Genomic DNA, 23,223 nt, shown 5'->3' on the forward strand with positions numbered 1-23,223 from the left:
ATTGCCACTTTCAAGTCTCAACAAGTCCCTAATTGAAGAGTGAATGAGCCAACAGCGCGGCTTGAGTTCGATCGCGCAAATTCAAGCGGCTTAAAATATTCGTTACATAGTTCTTTACTGTATTTTCCGACAAAAATAAGGTTTGAGCAATCTCTCGATTGTTCGCGCCCGAAGCTATTAAACGCAAAACTTCTAATTCTCTGGGCGTGAGTTGCTCTAATTCTGGCGGAGAAACAACCGTTGAATTAGTTACAGCAGGAGTCATCAGGGCTTTCTCAAACAATCCGGGACCGAGTTGCGTGTGTCCTTTATAAACAGCGCGAATCGCTAACGCAAGTTCGTCGGGTTCGGTGTCTTTGAGCAGATAGCCTTTTGCACCCAGCCGCATTGCTTGGCTGACATATTCATCGTCATCAAATGTGGTTAAAACCAGCACTTTTGTATCGGGATAAGATTTGGATATCGCCCCGGTTGCTGCTACGCCATCCATCACGGGCATCCGAATATCCATCAGCACAATGTCGGGGTGTAGAATGGGGATTTGGGCGATCGCCTCCTGTCCGTTTTCAGCTTCACCAATTACCTGCATATCAGAATAGCATTCCAGCATACTCTTGATTCCCCGGCGAATAATATGCCGATCGTCCACTAGCAAAATCCGAATCATATAACAATCTTCCTTCTGCTATATGTTTTGAGAGGGCAAAGAAACCGAAATCCGACAACCGTTGCCAGGCTCGCTGTAAATCGCAAATAGACCGCTTAGCGCCGCCACTCGTTCTCGCATTCCTTGGAGTCCAAATCCCGTCGTATTTTGCGCGGGATCGAAGCCTTTGCCGTTGTCAGAAATCGACAAATAAATATGTCCTGCGTGTTGCTGCAACCCAACTGTCACCATCGTTCCATCAGCATGTTTGTGAATATTTGTGAGCGATTCTTGCACAATTCTGTAAAGTGTTGTATTGATTTCCTGAGATAGCAGAACTGGTAAGCGAATCGAGTTGGAAACTTCGATCGCAGTCATGCGCTGAAAGTCTTGGAGAAGTTTGTCGATCGCACTTTCGAGCGACAATCCTTGCAAAGGATTCGATCGCAACACCGAAACAGATTTGCGAATTTCTAACAAAGCTTCCGATCCGAGTTGTTTCGCCTGTTTCAGAAACTCCAGCGCTTTCTCATCCTCGGATTTCCAGAACAATAGGGCATTATTAAGCTGAATGGTTTGAGCCGCGAGTGTGTGTCCGAGTCCGTCATGGATTTCACGAGCAATCCGATTGCGTTCCTGCAAAGTTGCCTGGTCTTCAATTCGCAGTGCATAATGGCGGAGTTGTTCGTGAGTTATGGCTAATTTATCGTGAGCGATTTCTAATTGCTCTCGGCTTTGGCGTTCTGCAATCAACGCATTAATTAATAATAAAGCGAACACTAATGTCAAGCCAAATAATAACACATTGCTAAATCGCCATTCCCAAACAGTTGCCCGAATTTTCTCAGGTAAAATTGGTTTTGATAACAACAGCGAACTATAGGAAAGCAGGGCTAAACCCAAGACAATCACCTGCCCCGGCTGGCAGAAAATCATACAACTACGCATTAGCAGCACGAGAAAAAGCAAAAAGCTCGATCGGCTGGATAACCCTTCCTCGACAATTGGCAGCAAAATCAAGCCAAATTCTAGGGCTGTAAATAAAACTTTTCTACCTAACCGAACGGTTGGCAAACGCAACCCGATCGCGCCGAAAAGTGCGATCGCGCCAACCCGTAACAGCAGCGACCAGAGCGACTGAAACGGATGCAGCACTTCCATCAAGGCTGCCGTCGCCAGCAGCAGCCACTCCAAATAAAGCAATAAACGAAAGGACGGATAGGTCAAGCGAATCATAGAACTTTTCCCCATCAAAAGCTGGAGCGATTCAAGCAAGGTCGCTGACCTAATTGTAAAAGGTATCTTGGAGTCAAAAAACACGTTACCCCCTTATGTTCAGAAGGAAGTTCGGCAACGAAGCACGCGATCGGGATTTAACGCAGGAATGTTGAGGGAATTGGTCATTGAGCAATTCTCCCACTCTTGCGCTCTCCCGCGCTCCCCTTTTGCCAGAACAGACAAGTTATGTGTAGCAGCTTAGCGAATCTGCCAAGGATCGCGCTAGAGCCTTTTCGGCTGATTTTGGCATTTGGGACTAGGAAAAAAGTCACAACCGCAAAGTGCTTTTTGACTGGTCAATTTAGGAGTCTTGGGTCATGCGCTGGCTGATTTTAGCCTATAAGATTTGGTGGTGAAGGTTAATTAGGCGCAGTGAATCATGAAAAGAACAACGATCGCACCAGCACTTGTCCTCGTCGGTGCACTTTTGGTAGGCGGTTTGTCTGCTTGTACGCAATCCAATGCCTCTGAAGCTACCCAACCTGACACGACGGCGGCCAATCCAGTAAGTTCCGACCAAGCGAAGGCGGATTCAGTTTCCTCCCAAGCGGCTCAACCTGTCGCGGCGACTGCAACTCCAAGTTCAGCGCAACCGAAGGCAACGGATGCAGAACGCGCACAGAAACGCGAGGAACTTCGCAAACAAGTCGAAGCGGTGTTGACGCCCGAGCAGGCACAACAGTTAGAAACTAAAGTCAAGGGAGGTGAAAGAATGCGGAAAGCTTTGTCCGAGCTAAATCTCACCGCCGAACAAAAGACAAAAATTAAACAAATTCTCAAGGCTGCTTATCCTCGGGGGCAAAAGCAGTCTCAAACAAGCTCGCAATAACGTTCTGATTGGGCAACTTGCAGGGCGAAACTGATACAGGACTTGCGCGGGTTCTCCGGCTTACTCCACAAGAAAAGTGATCTGTTGTAGAACAGGCAAGATGCCTGTTCTTGAGAATGATAAATGATACAAGATGTTAGTTACAACTGAGATGTTGCTCACCTTTTGCACCATTGTCAATAAGCCTTTTATGAACAGGAAAGATGCCTGTTCCACAAGAAAATTCATCTCCTGTAGAATAGACCGGAAAGCCTGTTTTTTAGAAGAGTGCAAGATGTTAGTTACAAAGGAGGTTTGTGATGATCGAGGAAGTTATTAGTGAAAGTCGGAATGGAACTCGCCCTAAAGTTTCTGACGAAAATCTGAAGCTGAACGAGCAACCGACGCACAACGTAGAAATTGTTAGTGAAACTCCGAAAGACGCTCTCCCTGAAGTTTCTCAGGAAGCTCCAACATTGCCGGGGAGCGAACCGACGGAAAAGGTTCTAGCAAAACCACCGAAGACGGAAAAGGTGCTAGCGAAAGGGCGGATTGCGCTGTTTCTGCTGGGTTTGCTGCTGGTGGGTGGGTTGGGATTTTTGGTTTGGCAGCGATCGACCGCTCCTAAAGCGGAAAAACCGAGCCGCAGCGGCAGACTGCAAATAACTCCGGTGACAGTGGCAACAGTAACGAAAAAAACTGTGCCGATACAGTTGCAAGCGATCGGCAACGTGCAATCGAGTTCTACTGTCTCGGTGACACCACAAGCTAGCGGGCGGATTACAGGAGTTTATTTCAAGAAAGGGCAAGAAGTTAAGAAAGGACAACTGCTGTTTTCGATCGACGATCGCTCTCAAACTGCCTCGATCCAGCAAGCTCAAGGAATCGTAGCAAAAAGCCAAGCACAGGTGCAACAAGCCACAGCCAACCTTTCTAAAGATCAAGGAGTTGTCGAACAAGCCAGAGCAACCCTTGACAAAGACCGAGGAATTGTCGAGCAAGCCAAAGCGACCCTGGAAAAAGACCAAGGAATTGTCCAGCAAGCCAGAATGACTCTTGCTAAAGACAAAGGAGTCGTCGAACAAGCCAGAATGACCCTGGAAAAAGACCAAGGAGCAGTTAAGCAAGCGATCGCCACCTTGGCCAAAGATCAAGCTCAAGCACAATATGCTGCAGCCCAAAGTCAGCGGTATGCAGAGCTTTACAAACAAGGAGTAATCAGTCAAGATCAAGCCCAACAATACGCTACCAGCAGCCGAGCCGCTGCGGCAACGGTCGATCTGGACAAGCAAGCGATCGCCAATGCTGAGACGGCGGTGAAGAGCGATCGCATCGGGATCGCCAATGCTGAGGCAGTCGTCAGAGGTGATGAAGTGGCGATCGCCAATGCTGAGACGGCGGTGAAAAGCGATCTCGTGGGGATTGAGAATGCTCAGACGGCGGTGAAAAGCGATCTCGTGGGGATTGAGAACGCTCGGGCTGTCGTGGAGGGCGATCGGGCTGCGATCGAGGGTTCTCAAGCAGGGTTGAGTGCAGACGGCGGTGCCTTGAAAAATGCTCAGGTGCAATCATCCTATACCAAGGTCTATGCGCCGATCGACGGGCGTGCCGGAAATATTCTGGTGACAGTCGGCAATGTGGTGCAAGCAAGCACCGACAAACCCTTGGTGACAATCTCCACAATTAATCCAATTCAAGTTGCCTTTTCCGTTCCTGAATCGAACCTGCCACAAATCCAAAAATACGCGGATAACGGCAAACTTAAAGTTGATGTCACCTTTGCTGGAAACAATCGTCCGATATCGGGAACCTTGTCATTTGTGAACAATACGGTTGACAATGCCACTGGCTCAATTCAACTGATTGGCGACTTTAATAACGCAGATGGGAAACTATTCCCCGGTCAATTTGTTAACACAACTCTCACATTAAGTCAACAACCAAATGCGATTGTTGTTCCCTCACAAGCAGTACAGACAGGGCCGAACGGACAATTCGTATTTGTCGCCCAAGAAGACGATACAGTGGACAATGTGCCTGTAGTTGTCAGCAATACAATCAACGGCTTAACTGTCATCCAAAAAGGTCTGGATGCGGGTGATGAGGTTGTCACCGACGGACAAGCAAATCTGGTTGATGGTAGCAAGATTCGCATTAAAACCGAAGCAGATGCTAAAGATAATTCAGATACCACTAAAGGCAATAATAATTCAGACACATCTGGAGCCAAAGAAACAGGTGTCAAATCTGGCGGCGACTCTAATTCATCGGGAAATAAGTCATGGAAATCGCGCAAGAATCCCTAGGGCGAGCGATTTTATATTTGGATTATAGAAAGTTATTTGGCAGACAAAAGTAATCTCAAACCCCTGCAATTGCTTCACTTCGTTTCGTTATTGCCAGATCGCGAAGTCGAAGGTTAAATAGTCAACCATCATTCAGTTTTGCGACTGACAGTCAACAGTCAACAGTCAACAGTCAACAGTCATTCCGGTAAAACCGGAATTGATATAACTAATGAATCTCTCAGAACCGTTTATTCGCCGTCCAATTATGACCACCTTGGTGATGGCGGCAATTCTGATTTTTGGTTGGATGAGTTATCGCTTACTGCCGATTAGCGATTTGCCAAACGTCGATTATCCCACGATTCAAGTCAGCGCTTCCCGGCCCGGCGCTAGCCCGGAAACGATGGCTGCATCGGTAGCGCGCCCGCTAGAAAAGCAATTTTCCAGCATTGCTGGACTCGATACGCTAACCTCAACGAGTACCAGCGGCAAAACTCAAATTACGCTTCAGTTCAATCTCAGCCACAGTATTGACGATGCGGCGCAAGATGTGGAATCGGCTATTTCCTCGGCCTCGGGCCAAATGCCCAACGATTTGCCAAATCCGCCTACCTACAGCAAAGTCAATCCCGCCGACGGGCCGATTCTTTACCTTTATCTCACTTCACCAACGCTTCCGCTTTCTGAGGTTGATAAATACGCACAAACCTATCTAGCGCAAAAGCTTTCGACAATCGCCGGTGTGGCGCAAGTGCAGATTTACGGTTCTCAAAAATATGCTGCTAGAGTTCAACTCGATCCGCAGCAGTTAGCGACGCGGCAAATTGGCATCGATCAAGTGCAAACTGCGATCGAACAAGGAAACGTCAACTTACCCACAGGAAGCCTTTCCGGTAGCCATAAAAACTTTACTGTGCAAACCAACGGACAGCTTCAGGATGCAGCAGCCTTCCGCCGTTTAATTGTGACGTATAAAAATGGACAGCCTATTTATCTCGAACAATTAGGGCGAGTGGTTGACAGCGTAGAAAATACTCAACTTGCTAGTTGGTATAACAACGATCGCGCAATTATCCTCACGATTCAAAGACAGCCGGGCACAAATACTGTAGAAGTTGTAGAGACGATTCAAAAATTACTGCCCAACTTAAAAACTCAGATTCCGAGTTCGATCGATCTTGGGGTGATGTACGATGCGTCTCAATCAATTCGCGATTCCGTTGACGACGTTCGGTTTACCCTCGTTTTGACGATCGCCCTAGTTATCTTAGTAATCTTCTTATTTTTACGCAATCTGTCTGCAACAGTCATTCCCAGTTTAGCGCTACCAGTTTCGCTGATCGCAACCTTTGGGGTGATGCACTTATTCAACTACTCGCTAGATAACTTGTCGATGATGGCGCTGACGCTATCCGTCGGCTTTGTAGTCGATGATGCGATCGTCATGCTCGAAAACATCGTCCGCCACATAGAAGAAGGAGAAAGCCCGCGAGAAGCGGCGCTAAACGGATCTAGGGAAATCGGCTTTACGATTTTATCGATGACGCTTTCCTTGGTGGCAGTGTTTATTCCGATGTTATTTATGAGCGAGTTGTTGGGGCGCTTGTTTCATGAATTTGCAGTGACGATTGCAGTTTCAATTTTGGTTTCAGGCTTTGTGTCTTTGAGCCTGACACCCATGTTGTGCAGCCGTTTTTTACGTCCGGTAAATCACGCCAATCAAAGCCGGCTTTATCGAGCTTCAGAGTATGTATTCGATCGCTTTTTAAGTTTATACGATTGGAGCCTCAAGAAAGTTTTAAAATATCACCGCACCACGATGATTTTGTCATTCGCAATGGTGTTTGTCACAGTTGGACTGTTCGTGGTGGTTCCCAAAGGCTTTATTCCCAGTCAAGATACCGGACAAATCACGGGCATTACTCAAGCTGCACAAGATGCCTCTTTTGATGAATTAGTTCGCCACCAGCAAGCCGTTGTTAGCGCGATTCGGGAAGATCCGAATGTGGAAGCAGTCAACTCGAATATCGGGGCAGGAGCGAGCGCAAATGGCGGCGGGGCGGCAGTTGCCGGAAATTCGGGAAGCTTGTTTATTCGGCTGAAACCGCGATCGCAGCGGCAGATGGGAGCCGATGAAATTGTGCAGAATTTGCGATCGCAACTAGCAGAGATTCCCGGCATTCAAGTCTTCTTGCAAAATCCTCCGGCAATCCCGCTAGGCACTCAACAAAGCACTGGATTGTATCAACTCGCGCTGCAAAGTTCTGATGTAATTCCGCTGCGGAAGTACGTTCCGCAACTGGTTGAGAAAATGAAAGCAATGCCAGAAATTCAGGATGTTAACAGCGATTTGCAGATGACTTCTCAAATCAAAGTTGATATCGATCGCGACAAAGCCTCAGCATTAGGAATTACTGCCAGTCAAATTGAAAATACCCTGAGAAATGCCTATGGCGCTTACCAAGTTTCCACGATTTACGGTGCGAGCAACGAGTATCAAGTTATTTTGGAACTAGAACCAAAGTATCAAAAAGATCCCAATGCTTTGATGCAGCTTTACATCGCTACAGCGGGCAGTAATTCGAGTGATGCTTCTGGCGGTCAAACACAAGTACCGCTAGCAACGTTTGCCAAAATCTCTCCGGGAATTGCACCGTTAATTGTCAACCACGTCGGGCGGATGAATGCTGCGACAATTTCCTACAACCTCGCTCCTGGGGTGGCGCTGGGATCGGCAAATAGTGCGATCGACAAAATCGTGAAATCGGTAATTCCTGACAGCATTTCTACCAATTATAAGGGCGCGAGCCAAGTATTTCAAAGTTCGCTGCCGAGTTTAGGGTTTCTGTTGGCAGTGGCAATTTTGGTAATCTATTTAATTCTCGGTATTTTGTACGAAGATTTCATCCATCCGATTACAATTCTGTCGGGATTGCCTTCGGCGGGATTTGGCGCATTATTAACGCTGATGTTGTTTGGCGTTGAGCTCAACGTTTATTCATTCATCGGCATCATCTTGCTGGTAGGGATTGTTAAGAAAAACGGCATTATGATGGTGGATTTTGCGATCGAAACCCAGCGCAACGACGGCAAAAAACCAGCGGAAGCAATCTATCAAGCGTGTTTAGTGCGCTTCCGACCGATTATGATGACTACGATGGCAGCTTTAATGGGAACATTGCCGATCGCCCTAGGAGTTGGTGCGGGTTCGGAATCTCGCCGCCCGTTAGGAATTGCCGTTGTCGGCGGACTTTTGTTTTCACAAGTTTTGACACTGTATCTCACGCCCGTATTTTACATCTACATGGAATCGTGGCGGAAAAAGCTCAATGAGGTGAATTTTCGGCAAGTTTTTTCATTTAAATGAGGATGGTAAAATAACCTTTATAAAATATTCGTAGGGTGCGTCGCCTGCGATAAATCCCCAACTAAATATCGACAATCGATCGGGCGACGCACCTGTCTCATCGTGAGTAATCGTAGGGTACGTCGCCTGCGATCGATCCCCAACTAAAGAGACAAGATTGCATAAGTCTTTGATTGATACATAAACCGCAGATGTCAAGCAGATAAACACAGATAAACGAAGATATTTTTAGGATAGTAAACCTGGTATAAGGTGCGTCGCCATAAGGTTATCGATATTTGGTTAAGTATTTTCTAGGGCGACACACCCTACAACTTCTTCCCTCTTCCTTCTTCATTCATAATTATGAACCTTTCAGAAATTTTTATCCGCCGCCCCGTAATGACCGCACTGGTCACAATCGGCATCCTAATCTTCGGTTTGATGAGTTATTTTCTGCTACCAATTAGCGCCTTGCCTCACGTAGAATATCCCTTTGTAAGTGTCTCTGCTAGCTTACCCGGTGCAACTCCCGAAACAATGTCATCCTCAGTTGCCGCGCCGCTAGAAAGACAGTTCACTGAAATAGCTGGCCTCAATTCGTTTAACTCCACCAGTTCCACCGGTAGCGCGAACATTTCCCTACAATTCGACTTCAGCCGCAGTGTGAATTCTGCTGCTAAAGACGTACAAGCTGCGATCGCCGCCGCCGCAGGTTCATTGCCATCGGGAATGCCCAAACCGCCTACCTACCGCAAAGTTAACCCTTCAGTTGCGCCGGTTCTATACCTTTATTTGTACTCAAAAACCCTGCCAATTGCAGAAGTGGATGAAGCCGCAGAAGTGACGATCGCACAACCCATCTCAGCGATCGACGGTGTGGCGCAAGTGCAGGTTTACGGGCAGAAACAATATGCAGTGCGGATTCAACTCGATCCGCGAGAATTGACCGCCAGGGGAATCGGATTAGATCAAGTTAGAACCGCAGTTACGCAAGGAAATGTCAACTTGCCAACCGGAAGCCTTTCTGGCGATAACAAAAGCTATTTAATTCAGGTAAACGGTCAATTAAATAAGGCAGCAGAATATCGATCGCTGATCGTTGCTTACAAAAATGGCGCAGCAGTGAGGCTGCAAGATTTAGGAAACGTGATTGACGGCGTGCAGAATAACAAAGTATTGAATTTGTACACCGATAAAAATGTTACAAATCAACCTGCCATCTTGCTGGCGGTGCAGCCTCAACCCGATGGAAATACTGTCGAAATCGTCGATGCGATCGTGCAAATGTTACCCGCACTCAAACAACAAATTCCCCAATCGATCGAAATGGGAATTATGTACGATCGCTCTCAATCAATTCGGGCTTCTGTAGATGATGTGAAGTTCTCCTTAGTTTTATCGGTGTGTCTGGTTGTCTTAGTAATTTTTCTATTTTTGCGGAACCTCACAGCGACGCTAATTCCGAGTTTAGCTTTGCCTGTGGCGATTATCGGTACGTTTGCGGTGATGTATCAGTTGGGATACTCGTTAGATAACCTGTCTCTGATGGCGCTGACGCTTTCAGTGGGGTTTGTGGTGGATGATGCGATCGTGGTTCTCGAAAATATTGTTCGCCACCAAGAAATGGGAGAAGCACCGCTAGAAGCAGCATTAAAAGGGTCGAAAGAAATTGGTTTTACCATTATTTCAATGACGCTTTCATTGGTCGCCGTATTTATTCCCATCATGTTTATGGGCGGGTTAATCGGTCGGTTATTTCACGAATTTGCTGTGACTATTTCTGTGGCAATTTTGGTATCGGGATTTGTTTCTCTGAGCCTCACGCCGATGTTGTGCAGTCGATTTCTCAAATCGTCCCACCAACAGCAACAAAACCGCTTCTACCACCTTTCAGAGCGGGGATTCGAGCTGTTGCTGCAAGGATATGAATGGACGCTAAAACCTGTTTTAAAATACCGTTTTGTGACGCTGATTGGTTCTGTAATTCTGCTGGTATTGACGGCTTATCTATTCGTTTTGGTTCCGAAAGGCTTTATTCCGACTGAAGACACCGGACAACTGATGGCTAACACAAAAGGAGCGCAAGATATTTCCTTTGAAGATATGCTGCTTCACCAACAACAAATCGTTGATATCATTCGGAAAAATCCCAACATCGCAGCGTTGAACTCAACCGTAGGTGCGAGCGGCCCGAACGCCTCGGCTAACAACGGACGCATTACCATTAGGCTCAAACCGCGATCGCAGCGCCGCCTCAGTGCCGACGAAATCATCCAACAACTGACTCCTAAATTGCGCGGAATTCCCGGCATTCAAGCTTTTTTACGCTCTCCTGCTGCGATTCCGATCGGCGGTCAACAAACAAATTCACAATATCAGTTTACGGTGCAAAGTTTAGACTTGCAAGCGCTGCGTCAAGCGGTGCCGGAATTGTTAGCTAAAGTCAAAACGCTACCGGGATTGCGCGGTGTGGATAGCGATTTGCAACTGAGCACGCCTCAACTTCAAGTTAAAGTCGATCGCGACAAAGCCGCAACCGTCGGCGTTAGTGCTCAACAAGTGCAAAAAACCCTCAGCGCAGCTTACGGTTCAGGACAGGTTTCGACGATTTATACCCCGAACAATCAATTTACGGTTGTGTTAGAGCTCAAGCCTGAGTATCAGCGCGATCCGAGTGCTTTGTCGATGCTTTACGTGCGATCGAACACCGGACAAATGATATCGCTAAGTGCGATCGCAAATGTCACCCAAACAGTCGGCCCGCTAACCGTCAATCACCTAACCGGATTGCCCTCTGCCACAATCTCCTTTGACACTCTTCCAGGCACATCACTGAATCAAGCAACCGCAGCTATCGAGAAAGTTGCAAAGGATGTTTTGCCGCCGTCAGTGACAACAAGTTTCCAAGGTGCAGCACAAGTATTCAACCAATCTTTTAACGATTTAGGTTGGTTGTTGCTGGTTTCTATTGTGGTGATTTATTTAATTCTCGGCATTTTGTACGAGGATTTCATTCACCCGCTGACAATTTTGTCAGGTTTGCCGTCAGCCGGATTTGGTGCACTGTTAACGCTGGTAATCTTTCAGGTTGAACTCAATCTCTATTCGTTTATCGGGATTATTCTGCTGGTGGGAATTGTCAAGAAAAACGGTATTATGCTGGTAGATTTTGCGATCGAGAAACAGCGCAAAGAAGGCAGAAGCGCGTTCGATGCCATTTACGAAGCCTGCATCGTCCGCTTCCGTCCGATTATGATGACGACGATGGCGGCTTTAATTGGAACTTTGCCGATCGCCCTGGGAGTTGGTAGCGGTTCGGAATCGCGCCGTCCGTTGGGAATTGCGATCGTCGGTGGATTGCTATTTTCGCAAGTTTTAACGCTGTATCTTACTCCGGTATTTTACACTTATATGGAAGGGTGGCGCAAACGGCTAGGTCAACCAAAAATGAAGCTGTCTGAATTTTTCTGGCGTCCGAAAACTCGACCTTCGAGCAGAAATTAATACCAAATTCGCGTTGAAAACTTCTTTATTAGACTGGGCGGTTTCAACCGCCGAGTACAATCTTTAACGTGGATTAGGGACTCTGCTTTATTAATAATTTAATAATCAGCGGGCGATCGCCTTTTTACATCTCTGCTTTGATTAGTGCGATCGCGGTCTTTTTTCCTGCCTTTTTTAATCTGTTGACTCATCTCGACAAACAAATCTCTGCGTAAATAAGGATAGTCACTCACCCACACGTCGCGGCTGGGAATGTAAATATCTGAAACTTTGGCAATCCGGCCCAAATCTTCTTGATTTGACATGATTAACATTAAAGCAGCTTGGCCGGGGGCAATTCCTTGGTGATCTTTCCGCAAGGGAGCTCGAAGTGTAGTGGTAAATCCGGTTTTGTCGCCAACTTCTAAATTAATTCGCGGTTCTAGGTTGTCAACAATTACGAGTTGTCCTTTTTGATTGACAGTTTCTTCTTGACTTGTGACTTCATCTGTGATGTAAATATCCAAAACTCGTCCTTGCCAAAAACCGCAGTATTGATATTTGCGGCATTCTGCATTCCGCAAACTCGCCCACAAAATAGGCCCCCACAGCCAGTACAAACCAGCTATCAATCCGGTGATTAAAACTAGCGGTCCGACATCGGAACCGACGAAGTTGTAGACTACCAGGACGAAAACTACGGTGACGGCAGAGATTAACATTCGCCTCAAAAAATCTGGCGGTTTGCCCCAGATATATTTGTATTGCGCTCCCGTGGCGACGGCGGGAATTAGTTCTTTAAAGGTTTCGCGGGTTAAGGGAATTAGCATAATTAGTCAGTTGGCAGTTAGCAGTTGGCAGTTGGCAGTTAGCAGTGGGCAGTTGGCAGTTGGCAGTTGGCCGTAGTAACAAATTACCAATTACCAATTACCAATTACCAATTACCAATTACCTACAATATCTTTTCTAAGCCGTAAACGAGCGATCGCAGTTCAAGGACTTTGCGTATAGACAGCAACACTCCTGGCATATAACAAGCTCGATCGCTCGTATCGTGTCGTAAAGTATAAACTTGACCGGCCCCGCCAAAAATTACCTCTTGGTGGGCAATTAAACCGGGTAAACGGATGCTGTGAATGCGAATCCCTTCATCGGCGACTGAACCCCGAGCTCCGGCTAATTTTTCGGTTTCCTCAACTTCTGGCGGATTGAAAGTTTTTCCCATTTCTGCTAACATTTGGGCAGTTTGAATCGCCGTGCCGCTGGGAGCGTCGGCTTTTTGATTGTGGTGCAGCTCGATAATTTCTACGTGTTCAAAATACTGAGATGCCGTGACGGCGGCTTGTTGGAGCAAAACCATGCCGATCGAGAAATTGGGTATAATCAAACAGCCAGTGCTGGCTTTATCAGCGAATTCAGCTAAGTTTTCAATTTGCTTGCTGCTCAATCCGGTAGTGCCGACTACTGGGCGAATGCCGTAAGCTATGGCCGATCGCACGTTTTCATAAACAGACTTCGGGTGCGTAAAATCTACCATCACGCCTAACTGCTTTTCCTGAGCTGCTAATACCAGCATTCCTTGCAAGTCGTCAGTGATGGGAACTTCTAACGGGCCGCATCCGGCTAATTCCCCGGCATCGGCGTTGAGGCACTCAGGAGAGCGGTCTACAGCCCCAAATAAGGTCATGTCACTCGCATGGGCGATCGCCTTAATTACTTCGCGGCCCATCTTGCCTGCAGCACCGTTAACAATCACCGGAATCGGAAGTTGATTCGCCATAATCTCAAAAATATCCTGAAAGTTCGATCGACTAAATTTTAACGCTTGTGGGAATTTGGGGAAACAAGGAATTAAAGACAGAATTTGTCGGCCAATCTTCACAAACCCGGTTCCCATCCGAGAAATACTTTGCCAAATCGAGTTATTAGCTTAAAGAAACTCGGTTGCGGCACAAGTTCTGAAAAAATTATATTCAATCTCATATTAAGCCCAATTCTGTAAGAACAGACTTGTGCAAAGCTAATTTGCACCGACATATTTTTTCTGTGATTGCCAACTTCTCTCGGAATCTTCGCTCTGTAATGTCTGTCGCAACTGGCTTCGACCTGAGTTCTCAAAACCGACGGGTCAGGATTTTGCCTGCAATGCTTGCGGGCGCGACTGTAATGCTGCTAAATATAGGAGTTCGGCAGTTGGGAGGCCTGCAGAGCTTGGAATTGGCGAGTTTTGACTCGTTAGTGCGCTTGCAGCCAGATTCCGGCCCCGATCCGCGCCTGCTGGTAGTGGCAATTTCTGAGGCCGATATTCAAGCTTTGGGGAGATTTCCGATTTCCGACAAGGCGATCGCTCAAACCTTGACAAAACTGCAAAAGTATCAGCCAAAAGTCATCGGTTTGGATTTGTACCGGGATTTGCCTCAACCACCGGGACACCAAGAATTGCTGGCCGGGCTGAAAGCAGCGAATGTGGTGGCGATCGCCAAATTGAGCGATTCAGAAAGTCCAGGAGTGCCGGCACCTCCGGGGATACCGCCCAATCGGGTTGGTTTTAACGACTTCGTGCTCGATGCTGACGGCGTTGTGCGCCGCAATTTACTTTTCGTCTCCCAAGCAGAGAAGAATACTGCTGTCTCGTTTTCTATGCAAGTGGCTTTGTTGTATCTCAAAGACAGACTGCTGCCAAAAAATAGCCCTATTAATCCCAAGCAAATCAACTGGGGCAAAGCAGAATTTGTGCCTTTAACTTCTGACAGCGGTGGCTATGCAAATATTGACGCCAGAGGCTACCAAATTCTGCTCAAATACCGTTCTTGCAAGCAGGTGGCGCGACAAGTCAGTATCAGGCAGGTGTTGAACGGAGAAGTTGACCCGAGTTGGATAACGGACAAGATTGTGTTGATCGGGACGACGGCACCGAGTACCAGAGATTTGTTTTTGACGCCCTACAGCCCGGTTAAAAAGCAAAGTCCGAAAATGCCGGGGGTGCTGGTGCACGCGCAAATGCTCAGCCAAATATTGAGTGCGGTTTTGGATGGGCGATCGCTGTTTTGGGTGTGGCCAGAATGGGCGGAAATTTTGTGGAACAGTGCTTGGGCGATGGTTGGCGGGTTTGTGGCTTGGCGGATTCAGCACCCTGCGAGGGCGGGATTAGTTGGGGGTGTGGCGTTGATGGGTCTGTTGGGAATTAGTTTTGGGATTTTTACTGGGGGTGGGTGGGTGCCGCTGGTGTCGCCGGCTTTAGGTTTGGTGTTGACGGGTGGTGGCGTCAGCGCTTACAGGAAGCTTTACGATGCTTTTCACGATTCTCTGACGGGTTTGCCCAACCGGGATTTGTTCGTGGATTGTCTGGGGCGGGCGATCGCCAATACTAGGGGCCGCCGCAGCTATCTGTTTGCGGTGCTGTTTTTGGATTTAGACAGGTTTAAGGTGATTAATGATTCTTTGGGTCATTTGGCGGGGGACGAACTGCTGATGTCGGTGGTGCAGCGGTTGAGGGCAAGTATTGGTCGCGCGGATACTGTGGCGCGGGTGGGGGGTGACGATTTTGCGATTTTGGTGAGGAATGTTGATGTTGGCAGTGCGGTGGATTTGGCCGATCGCATTCACCAAGCTTTAATTGTGCCTTTTGAGTTGAAGGGGCAGGAGGTATTTGTGACGGCAAGCATCGGGATTGCCATCGGGGGCGAACCCGCTGCTACTGTCAGGGAACAGCCGGAACACTTGTTACGGGATGCCCACACGGCGATGTACCGGGCAAAGGCTTTGGGAACGGGAAGGTATCAGGTGTTTAATGCTTCGATGCACGCTTTGGCGGTGGAGAGGTTGCAGTTGGAGACTGATTTGCGGATGGCCGTAAAGCGTGGGGAGTTTTTGCTGCACTACCAGCCGTTTGTATCTTTGGCAAGCGGGAGGATTATTGGGTTTGAGGCTTTGGTACGCTGGCAACACCCGCTGCGCGGTTTGATTTCGCCGATAAAGTTTATTCCGGTGGCTGAGGAAACGGGGGCAATTGTGCCGCTGGGCGAGTGGGTGCTGGAGGAGGCTTGCCGGCAGTTGCGGCTGTGGGAGGAAATGTTTGATTTCGCTCGACCTTTGATTATGAGTGTAAATTTATCTGGGAAGCAGTTTGCTCAACCAGATTTGGTCGATCGCATTCAGATGATTTTGCAAAGAACTGGTTTGAGTGCCGAGAGTTTGAAGTTGGAGATTACTGAGAGTGTGGTGATGGAGGATGTGGAGTCGGCGATCGGGGTTTTGAAGCAGATGAAAGCGTTAAATGTGAATTTGGGAATTGATGATTTTGGCACGGGTTATTCGTCGTTGAGTTATTTGAGTCGGTTTCCTACGGATACTTTGAAGGTTGATAAGTCGTTTGTGGGGCGGATGGAGATCGAAAGTGAGGGGGAGAATGTGGCGATCGTGCGGACGATTGTGGCGCTGGCTCATGCTTTGGGTATGGATGTGATTGCTGAGGGTGTGGAGACGGCGGCACAATTAGCTAGGTTGAGGTCGATCGGCTGCGAATACGGTCAGGGTTATTTTTTTGCTAAGCCGTTACCGAGCGAGGCTGCGACTGCTTTGATGGCTTCCGAGCCGCAGTGGTAGTTGTGGGTTATTAGTTATTAGTTATTGTACGTTAGAGCTAAAATTGAAAGTCGATCGGGTTCCCAAAACAGCTCTTTAATCTGTTGGATGCTAAAATTAGTGTTATGTAAACAAACATGAAGCTGAAAGAATTTGTCAGCCATCTCGTTATCGATCCTCGAAAATTAACAGAGTATGCTCTTAATTTAGATAATCCAGTCGGTAGCGATAAAGCTGTAATATTTCAGCGTCGTTTAGGATTTAGCCAAGAAAACTATGAATTGCTGTTAGCACAGATTTCAGCTAAAACTCTTGATTCTGAAGCAGTTTTAGGACTAAATGACAAACACGGACAGCGCTATACTGTAGACTTGGAAATTGTGGGCGCACAGGGACAGCAGGGGATTGTCCGTACAGGTTGGATCGTAGAACCGGGTAGTAATGGGGCGAGACTGGTAACGCTATTCGTTCGGAGGTAAGCACGATCGTGCCAGAATTATTTGATGTAGTCGAATTGTTAGTAACATTGCCTGAATATAATTTGCACCAGAATGTTAGAGGGGCAATTGTAGATTGTTATGATGATGAAAATTACGAGGTAGAATTTAGCGATAGCTCTGGCGAAACGATAGCTTTGTGTACTCTGTCTACCGAGCAGTTTTTAGTTGTTTGGAAGTCGAAAGAAAGGCGTTGGTTGTCTGTATCTGAGCTATTAGCTGCGATGGTTGAACGTTTGTCTGATGAACGTCAGCAACAAATTTTAGAGTTTGCGCGTTCTGTGTCTCAGAAATAGTCTGTTTTTGGCGACGTTTTGAGAGGAATCAGAGAAACTCTGTACTTGGATTTCAAGGCTGCAGATCGACTGTTGTCCGCTTGTATGTCACAATAAACAAGCAATTATTATATTTTGAGTTATCCTGTGAGTCCTACTGCCGAAGTCAGCAATACCCTAAATGCGGGCGCTCTACCAACCGTTACCGCTACCCCAGCGCGCCGCGCTGTTTTTCCCTTCACTGCGATTGTTGGCCAGGAGGAGATGAAACTGGCGCTGCTGTTGAATGTCATCGATCCCAAAATTGGCGGGGTGATGATTATGGGCGATCGAGGTACTGGTAAATCTACCACAATCCGCGCCCTCACTGATTTGCTGCCGGAAATTGAGGTGGTGGCTGACGATCCTTTCAACAGTCATCCCAGCGATCCAGATTTGATGAGTGATGAGGTGCGCGATCGCACTTTATCTCAAACTGAGATTAAAATCGCCCGCAAAAAAGTCCAAATGGTAGATTTACCTTTGGGCGCTACCGAAGACCGAGTTTGCGGTACGATCGACATCGAGAAAGCTTTGTCGGAAGGTGTTAAAGCTTTTGAACCCGGGCTTTTAGCTAAAGCTAACCGCGGCATTCTGTACGTTGATGAAGTCAATTTGCTCGACGATCATTTAGTCGATGTTTTGCTCGACTCGGCCGCCAGCGGTTGGAATACTGTTGAAAGAGAAGGCATTTCGATCCGCCACCCGGCTAAGTTTATTTTAATCGGTTCCGGGAATCCAGAAGAAGGAGAATTGCGGCCGCAGTTGCTCGATAGATTTGGGATGCACGCAGAAATTCGGACTGTAAAAGACCCGAATTTAAGAGTGGAAATTGTCGAACAGCGATCGAGTTTTGACCAAAATCCGCCGGAGTTTCTCGCGAAATATCAGCACGAACAAGATGATATGCAGCAGAAGTTGGTGGAAGCTCAGGAAAGGTTGAAATCGGTAACTATCGATCGAGATTTGCGGGTAAAAATCTCCCAAGTTTGCGCGGAATTGGACGTAGACGGGCTGCGGGGCGATTTGGTGACGAATCGGGCTGCGAAAGCTTTCACGGCTTTGGAATGTCGCACCGAGGTGACTGTGGACGATATTCGCCGGGTGATGACTCTGTGTTTGCGGCACAGGTTGCGGAAAGACCCGCTAGAATCAATAGATTCGGGCTATAAAGTGACTAAAGTGTTCGATCGGGTATTCGGCCTAGAAACAACTGAGGGGTAATGGGTAATTGGTAATTGGTAATGGGTAATTGGTGGTGATGAAGCATTCCCCAAATTTTCATACCTTATTCCCATTCCCAATTACTAATTCTGGCAATGGAAAAACGAATTTTAGGATTAGATCCGGGCTTAGCAAATCTTGGCTACGGGGCAATTTCCTGTCAAATTGTCCCTGGCGAACAAGATAAAAACAGCGTTTCCATGATTGATTGCGGCGTCATACAAACAACGCCAAAACAGGAAATGGGACAGCGGTTGAAAACAATTTACGACGATTTGCACGAGGTAATTGAACAGATTAAACCGGATATAGCAATTGCCGAAAAACTGTTCTTTTACAAGATGGGAAATACCATACTTGTAGCGCAAGCGCGGGGCGTTTTGACCCTAGTATTGGCGCAGTGTGGAGTGCCGCTGTTCGAGTTTACACCGGCTCAAATTAAGCAAGCTTTGACCGGTCGCGGTAATGCGGATAAATCTGAAGTGCAAGATGCCGTGGCGCGCGAGTTGGAGTTGGGTTACATTCCGAAACCCGACGATGCGGCGGATGCTTTGGCGGTGGCTTTGACTGGTTGGTACGATGATGATATTTGTCCGAAGAAAATACAGTTGGAAACAGGAAAAATTTGATACAATATCAAATCATCGGCAAATTAAGAACAAATCCGGGCAAGACATCTTCTCCCGATAAAGTCACAGGAAATTGTACAATCTCTATTTCGCGAGAAGGGCGATAAATTTCTACTTTTTGGTCTTGAGGATTAATCAACCAACCCAAACGCAAACCGCTATTGAGATATTCTTGCATTTTCTCCTGAAGCGGCCGCAGCGGGTCTGTGCGCGATCGCAATTCTATGGCAAAATCAGGACAGATTGGCGGAAATTTCTCTTGTTCTTCTGTTGTTAAAGCAGACCATCTTTCTAAGCTAACCCAAGCCGCGTCTGGAGATCGATCGCCATTATTAGGCAACCGAAAAATTGTGGAAGAACTAAACACTCTCCCTAGCTGCGTTTGACGGTTCCACAAGCCCAAATCTGTAATTAAATCGGCTTCTAGATTGCCACTGACTCCGCCTACTGGTGACATAATGATAATTTCTCCTTTAGCAGTCCGTTCAAATTGCCAATCTCGATTCATCTGGCATAAACGGTAAAACTGTTCGTCTGTTAGTTCAACAGTATCTAAGTTTAAAGTAACGGTTGTCATTTTTCCCAACTCCCTAGAAATATGAGTTCTGCAAACCTATTTTAGCGCTGCTTTTTGTCAATGAATGACGAAAATAATCTAATTTAACATCAGTCCTCTGCAAAAACAGTTAAGCTTTGAAATGGGTTTAAACCCCAGGCGGACTAGGGTCAAAAAGCCAGATATCGATTGCATTTAACATCATTTATATGCAATATCTCTTAAGCTTTGACACAGGTTTAAACCCCTGGCGAACTATTACGAAGTCCAAAAAATTAGTGAAAAATGTCATTAAGTGCGATCGCCCAATTCCACCCTCACTCAAAAAAATGCTATAATATCCACTTTAATTGCTAAACTAATCCCGCTACCAGAGTACACAGGAAAATAATATGGTGATTATTACCTCCCAACAAATTGCCCAATTTCGCTCGCAATTAGCCGAATATCCCGAAGCCCTAAAAGCCCTAGACGCAATCGAAGATTGCGAAGGTAACATCGAAGATGCAGCGATATCTCTAGCCATTCAAGCAGGACAAGAACCGAATATCTCAGAAAATTGGTTAGATGGATTAGCTAAAAGATGCCGCGTTGCTATCTGCAAATCCGAGGTTAAAGAAGAGTTGACAAACGGACAATTGAATGCAGCTTTTAGAGATTTAGTTGCCGCAAAAATTTGTCCGGAGATTTTGGTGACATCGGTGATTATTTATGTATTTAAAACGGGGGTGGATAATTTTTGCGAGCCTCTTGAATATAAACTGTGAAGCCATCGATACAGTTAAGCTCGCCGCCATTTTATAAAACATCCTACTAAATCTGGGTTAAAAAATCTCCTTTATTGTCAGTCCGCGAAGGCGCGTGGCTGCGCGCCAGCGCTTGGACGAAAGTTGGACTCTTGAGCGATTTCAATCGCCCCCTGTTAGAAATTTTTAGCGCGGATTTGCTATAAAACAGGATATACCGAGGCGATCGCAACTCTTACTCTTCTCTACCCCTTTGCACTACTGTACCCAGCCGACCTCAAATCCGGCGACAAACCCAAAGATTTCCCCAGCAAACGAGCAAGTTGCACTAAAAAATTGGCAGTATCTTCGTCACCTTCGCGGGCCATTGAAGCCGATATCTGGATGAGCATTTGCACAAATCCCGCATCAATTAAATCGGAATACGAACTCAAAACCTCTGGTTCTTGACCGTTGGGACACGTAAGCACTCGCTCGATTAAGTTCAAATAAGCCTCTTGGCGTTCTGGATTCATTTTGGGAGGATACAGTAAATAATTTATTATTACGTTTAACTCAGCCATGTCAATCAGGCGATCGAATAAGCGATCCCCGTTTTTACTCTAGGAACTCCATTCAGTCGGGAATAGACAGAAGCTTAAAGAAAATCTTAAGTTTCTCAATGCTAGTTTAGTCGAGGTAAGATGCTCTTCGGCGCACCCTACTATTACGAGACTTAGGAATATACAAAATGAAAATAGGAATATTTTTAGGAAATCTAGGAAATCCCGCCATCTACTATCCCAAACTCGCCACAATTACCGGCGGAGTCGCGGCCAGCATTTTTCTTTGCCAATTATTGCAATGGCAATCACAACAGTCCAACTCCGGCGAATGGGTGAAAACTAACAGCAGCGAAATAGAAAAAGCCACTGGTTTGAATCACGAAGAACAAGAACTCGCGAGACGCCTGCTAAAAGTGCGATCGCTCCTGAAAGAAAAATTAACAAATCCCAACACGGACACCATACAACTCTGGGCGGACATTGACGCTTTAGAGGAAAAATTCAATAACTTTTGGACACCGAATCCGCCAGATATCATAACACAGATAAGCCACGAAACTCACACTCCCCCTGTAGAAATCTTCTGCGAAACATCACCCCCAAATCAGGCAGTTAAAACCGACAAATATTTCGGGCAACCTCGCCAGCAAATAGCCGTTGCTGTCACCCCGAATTACCGATTTAGCGGCCCTTGGAATTCTCAAGAACAACTGCACAACTTTCAGCGAGCTTTAGAAGCATATGCTCAAGAACGCAGCTTAGGATTTGGCAATCCTTCTGGATGGGCATTTAAAATTATTGACAGCATGACAAAAGGCTTAACCTCGACTTTTTGGGAGGAATTTATCGCCGGAATTCCTTTAGGAGAAAGTCAGAAAGTTAAGCGAGATTGGGAAATCGAACCGGAAGTGCCTTATCCTGCTTTTGAAGAAGAGCGAATTCAGTATTACGTGCACAAAGGCGAACCGCTAGAAGCAGCAGTCTCTAAAGCCCGTGCTGATTTGAGAAACCCTGTGTTGGGCAAAGATTTGTGGGAGGGATTTTTGCGAAAGTGCGATCGCATAGCCGACGATGCGCTCAAAGCCAAAAACCAGGGCGTTGACACACCATATCTGCCGTCTTCCTTCAACGAAAAACCGCAAATCACCAAGGATAGCGTTATGCGGAAGTTAGGGGCGATCGCGCCGCAATTTGCCCTGAATCAATCCACATACGATCCGATTCCAGAAGCGCCAAAAATTGAAGAAAAAGAATCGCCAACGCCGGGGGAAATTCCCAGTATTTCTTCTTTGCAAAAAGCTTACAAAACCCCCCTCGGTCGAAGTATAGTTGAAAAACAAATCGCTGCTAACCCAGACTGGGGTTACGAAATAGTTGACGGTGAAATAGTAGAATCTATCCCTTTTTAATAAGACAACTATGCAACCAATTAGCGATATCAATCCCCTGGGGGTCGAGCGACCGAATCCTTCACAAATCGAAAGAGAAAAGCTCCAGCAGCAAAGGTTGCAGCGAGAAAGAGATGAAGGATATCAAACATTAGTTGAACTCTGCGATTTGGGCGAATATGACATGGCCCAGCAGTTGGCCAATCGACAGTTTTATTGGGGTTATGAAATAGTTGATGGGATGGTGATGGAAAGGGAAAGGATAGATTAGAGATTACCCAAACTCTGGACACCGCGCCTGGCCCTTTCCCTACAATTAATCGCGCGATGGTTAACATCAGAAAAGGAAGATTGATGATTATGGAGTAGGGAAATGGCCAGGCGCGGTGTCCTCCTGATCATTCCGGTACTTGTGCTACTTATCATTCCGGTACTTGTGCAAGTTGACTACCGCAATCTCTATAGCAATCCTTGCAGGAGTCGTAAATTTTTTACCCCACCCCAACCCTCCCCGAACCCGCTCGGGAGTAAGAAATTCACAAATGATGCAATGATTGCTATATGTTAGAATTCTAACTAAAACTTAAATAACTATCCAACTATGACAACTATTAATGCCAAAAACCTAACGTTAGCAGAAGTACACCGTCTGTTCGGCTTTGAAAAGCACTACACTAACTCATTTACCTCTCTGTTATCCCTTGAAGATATAACAGAACACGAACAGCAGGAAGTTACACAAATTAGGGATGACTTCGATGACTACATTTCAACTGATCGAGTTTCTGAAGGACTGGTAAAAGCTCTGACTACCTTTCCCCTAATGCGATTGGCTGGCTTTTACCGCCGCCCGATCTAAATTAGTTTAGAACAAGACATCGCTGAAAT

The 23,223-nt window shown here is 46.6% G+C and carries 19 protein-coding genes; 13 read left to right on the forward strand and 6 right to left on the reverse strand.

Translation table 11 applies throughout. The features are described from left to right. Positions 1-28: 28 nt before the first annotated feature. Positions 29-667 carry a response regulator transcription factor gene (locus tag QT994_RS13490; RefSeq protein WP_333045211.1) on the reverse strand — a complete coding sequence of 213 codons (639 nt, stop codon included), beginning with the start codon at positions 665-667 and terminating at the stop codon, positions 29-31. An 18-nt stretch (positions 668-685) separates the two neighbouring features. Then, the gene (locus tag QT994_RS13495; RefSeq protein ID WP_333175254.1) at positions 686-1,882 is read right to left on the reverse strand and encodes a sensor histidine kinase; all 1,197 of its coding nucleotides are present in this window, start codon (positions 1,880-1,882) and stop codon (positions 686-688) included. Positions 1,883-2,303: 421 nt separating this feature from the next. Between QT994_RS13495 and QT994_RS13500 the strand changes: the two genes are divergently transcribed. The 4 genes from QT994_RS13500 to QT994_RS13515 all read left to right on the forward strand — a co-directional run bounded on the left by QT994_RS13500 (position 2,304) and on the right by QT994_RS13515 (position 11,873). Then, a complete protein-coding gene (locus QT994_RS13500) occupies positions 2,304-2,753 on the forward strand; it encodes a hypothetical protein (RefSeq protein WP_333175256.1) in 450 nt (149 codons plus the stop codon). Positions 2,754-3,052: 299 nt separating this feature from the next. Then, positions 3,053-5,038 (forward strand): efflux RND transporter periplasmic adaptor subunit, encoded by a 1,986-nt coding sequence (locus tag QT994_RS13505; protein WP_333175259.1) that lies wholly within the window; start codon positions 3,053-3,055, stop codon positions 5,036-5,038. 211 nt (positions 5,039-5,249) lie between these two features. Further along, positions 5,250-8,387 (forward strand): efflux RND transporter permease subunit, encoded by a 3,138-nt coding sequence (locus tag QT994_RS13510; RefSeq protein WP_333175264.1) that lies wholly within the window; start codon positions 5,250-5,252, stop codon positions 8,385-8,387. A gap of 345 nt (positions 8,388-8,732) precedes the next feature. After that, a complete protein-coding gene (locus QT994_RS13515; protein ID WP_333175267.1) occupies positions 8,733-11,873 on the forward strand; it encodes an efflux RND transporter permease subunit in 3,141 nt (1,046 codons plus the stop codon). A 98-nt stretch (positions 11,874-11,971) separates the two neighbouring features. Here QT994_RS13515 and QT994_RS13520 read toward each other — a convergent pair whose 3' ends face one another. Both QT994_RS13520 and dapB read right to left on the reverse strand, forming a co-directional pair. Next, complete coding sequence (locus tag QT994_RS13520) at positions 11,972-12,682, reverse strand: phosphate ABC transporter permease (RefSeq protein WP_333175269.1); 711 nt, start codon at positions 12,680-12,682, stop codon at positions 11,972-11,974. A gap of 122 nt (positions 12,683-12,804) precedes the next feature. Further along, positions 12,805-13,632: a 4-hydroxy-tetrahydrodipicolinate reductase gene (gene dapB / locus QT994_RS13525; RefSeq protein WP_333175373.1), complete on the reverse strand. Its 828-nt coding sequence runs from the start codon at positions 13,630-13,632 to the stop codon at positions 12,805-12,807. 302 nt (positions 13,633-13,934) lie between these two features. Between dapB and QT994_RS13530 the strand changes: the two genes are divergently transcribed. The 5 genes from QT994_RS13530 (at position 13,935) to ruvC (ending at position 19,100) form a co-directional block, all read left to right on the forward strand. After that, positions 13,935-16,457: an EAL domain-containing protein gene (locus tag QT994_RS13530; RefSeq protein WP_333175271.1), complete on the forward strand. Its 2,523-nt coding sequence runs from the start codon at positions 13,935-13,937 to the stop codon at positions 16,455-16,457. A gap of 116 nt (positions 16,458-16,573) precedes the next feature. Next, positions 16,574-16,915, forward strand: coding sequence for a DUF6883 domain-containing protein (locus QT994_RS13535; protein WP_333175273.1), 342 nt, complete (start codon positions 16,574-16,576; stop codon positions 16,913-16,915). Positions 16,916-16,923: 8 nt separating this feature from the next. Next, positions 16,924-17,229: a DUF4926 domain-containing protein gene (locus QT994_RS13540; RefSeq protein ID WP_333045225.1), complete on the forward strand. Its 306-nt coding sequence runs from the start codon at positions 16,924-16,926 to the stop codon at positions 17,227-17,229. Positions 17,230-17,355: 126 nt separating this feature from the next. After that, on the forward strand, positions 17,356-18,471 hold the full coding sequence (gene bchI, locus QT994_RS13545; RefSeq protein ID WP_333175275.1) for a magnesium chelatase ATPase subunit I: 1,116 nt from the start codon (positions 17,356-17,358) through the stop codon (positions 18,469-18,471). A 95-nt stretch (positions 18,472-18,566) separates the two neighbouring features. Continuing rightward, on the forward strand, positions 18,567-19,100 hold the full coding sequence (gene ruvC, locus QT994_RS13550) for a crossover junction endodeoxyribonuclease RuvC (protein ID WP_333175279.1): 534 nt from the start codon (positions 18,567-18,569) through the stop codon (positions 19,098-19,100). A 7-nt stretch (positions 19,101-19,107) separates the two neighbouring features. Here the strand turns inward: ruvC and QT994_RS13555 are convergent, their stop codons facing one another. After that, the gene (locus QT994_RS13555) at positions 19,108-19,677 is read right to left on the reverse strand and encodes a Uma2 family endonuclease (protein ID WP_333175281.1); all 570 of its coding nucleotides are present in this window, start codon (positions 19,675-19,677) and stop codon (positions 19,108-19,110) included. A gap of 371 nt (positions 19,678-20,048) precedes the next feature. On the opposite strand from QT994_RS13555, the gene QT994_RS13560 reads away from it, so the two are divergent. Then, the gene (locus tag QT994_RS13560) at positions 20,049-20,423 is read left to right on the forward strand and encodes a hypothetical protein (RefSeq protein ID WP_333045230.1); all 375 of its coding nucleotides are present in this window, start codon (positions 20,049-20,051) and stop codon (positions 20,421-20,423) included. 224 nt (positions 20,424-20,647) lie between these two features. Here the strand turns inward: QT994_RS13560 and QT994_RS13565 are convergent, their stop codons facing one another. Then, positions 20,648-20,965, reverse strand: a complete 318-nt coding sequence (locus tag QT994_RS13565) for a hypothetical protein (RefSeq protein ID WP_333175284.1) — start codon at positions 20,963-20,965, stop codon at positions 20,648-20,650. A gap of 167 nt (positions 20,966-21,132) precedes the next feature. On the opposite strand from QT994_RS13565, the gene QT994_RS13570 reads away from it, so the two are divergent. The 3 genes from QT994_RS13570 (at position 21,133) to QT994_RS27840 (ending at position 23,194) form a co-directional block, all read left to right on the forward strand. Continuing rightward, positions 21,133-22,356, forward strand: coding sequence for a hypothetical protein (locus tag QT994_RS13570; protein WP_333175286.1), 1,224 nt, complete (start codon positions 21,133-21,135; stop codon positions 22,354-22,356). A gap of 10 nt (positions 22,357-22,366) precedes the next feature. Then, positions 22,367-22,606: a hypothetical protein gene (locus QT994_RS13575; protein WP_333175289.1), complete on the forward strand. Its 240-nt coding sequence runs from the start codon at positions 22,367-22,369 to the stop codon at positions 22,604-22,606. A gap of 330 nt (positions 22,607-22,936) precedes the next feature. Continuing rightward, the gene (locus QT994_RS27840) at positions 22,937-23,194 is read left to right on the forward strand and encodes a hypothetical protein (protein ID WP_445243906.1); all 258 of its coding nucleotides are present in this window, start codon (positions 22,937-22,939) and stop codon (positions 23,192-23,194) included. Positions 23,195-23,223 lie beyond the last annotated feature (29 nt).

This window comes from Microcoleus sp. S13_B4, assembly GCF_036700885.1.
In the GTDB taxonomy this organism is placed as follows: domain Bacteria; phylum Cyanobacteriota; class Cyanobacteriia; order Cyanobacteriales; family Microcoleaceae; genus Microcoleus.

Excerpts from the sequence above, each read along its gene's own strand:
- QT994_RS13490 (WP_333045211.1), bottom strand. The coding sequence starts at position 667 with ATGATTCGGATTTTGCTAGTGGACGATCGGCATATTATTCGCCGGGGA.
- QT994_RS13495 (WP_333175254.1), bottom strand. The coding sequence starts at position 1,882 with ATGATTCGCTTGACCTATCCGTCCTTTCGTTTATTGCTTTATTTGGAG.
- QT994_RS13500 (WP_333175256.1), top strand. The coding sequence starts at position 2,304 with ATGAAAAGAACAACGATCGCACCAGCACTTGTCCTCGTCGGTGCACTT.
- QT994_RS13505 (WP_333175259.1), top strand. The coding sequence starts at position 3,053 with ATGATCGAGGAAGTTATTAGTGAAAGTCGGAATGGAACTCGCCCTAAA.
- QT994_RS13510 (WP_333175264.1), top strand. The coding sequence starts at position 5,250 with ATGAATCTCTCAGAACCGTTTATTCGCCGTCCAATTATGACCACCTTG.
- QT994_RS13515 (WP_333175267.1), top strand. The coding sequence starts at position 8,733 with ATGAACCTTTCAGAAATTTTTATCCGCCGCCCCGTAATGACCGCACTG.
- QT994_RS13520 (WP_333175269.1), bottom strand. The coding sequence starts at position 12,682 with ATGCTAATTCCCTTAACCCGCGAAACCTTTAAAGAACTAATTCCCGCC.
- dapB (WP_333175373.1), bottom strand. The coding sequence starts at position 13,632 with ATGGCGAATCAACTTCCGATTCCGGTGATTGTTAACGGTGCTGCAGGC.
- QT994_RS13530 (WP_333175271.1), top strand. The coding sequence starts at position 13,935 with ATGTCTGTCGCAACTGGCTTCGACCTGAGTTCTCAAAACCGACGGGTC.
- QT994_RS13535 (WP_333175273.1), top strand. The coding sequence starts at position 16,574 with ATGAAGCTGAAAGAATTTGTCAGCCATCTCGTTATCGATCCTCGAAAA.
- ruvC (WP_333175279.1), top strand. The coding sequence starts at position 18,567 with ATGGAAAAACGAATTTTAGGATTAGATCCGGGCTTAGCAAATCTTGGC.
- QT994_RS13555 (WP_333175281.1), bottom strand. The coding sequence starts at position 19,677 with ATGACAACCGTTACTTTAAACTTAGATACTGTTGAACTAACAGACGAA.
- QT994_RS13560 (WP_333045230.1), top strand. The coding sequence starts at position 20,049 with ATGGTGATTATTACCTCCCAACAAATTGCCCAATTTCGCTCGCAATTA.
- QT994_RS13565 (WP_333175284.1), bottom strand. The coding sequence starts at position 20,965 with ATGGCTGAGTTAAACGTAATAATAAATTATTTACTGTATCCTCCCAAA.
- QT994_RS13570 (WP_333175286.1), top strand. The coding sequence starts at position 21,133 with ATGAAAATAGGAATATTTTTAGGAAATCTAGGAAATCCCGCCATCTAC.
- QT994_RS13575 (WP_333175289.1), top strand. The coding sequence starts at position 22,367 with ATGCAACCAATTAGCGATATCAATCCCCTGGGGGTCGAGCGACCGAAT.
- QT994_RS27840 (WP_445243906.1), top strand. The coding sequence starts at position 22,937 with ATGACAACTATTAATGCCAAAAACCTAACGTTAGCAGAAGTACACCGT.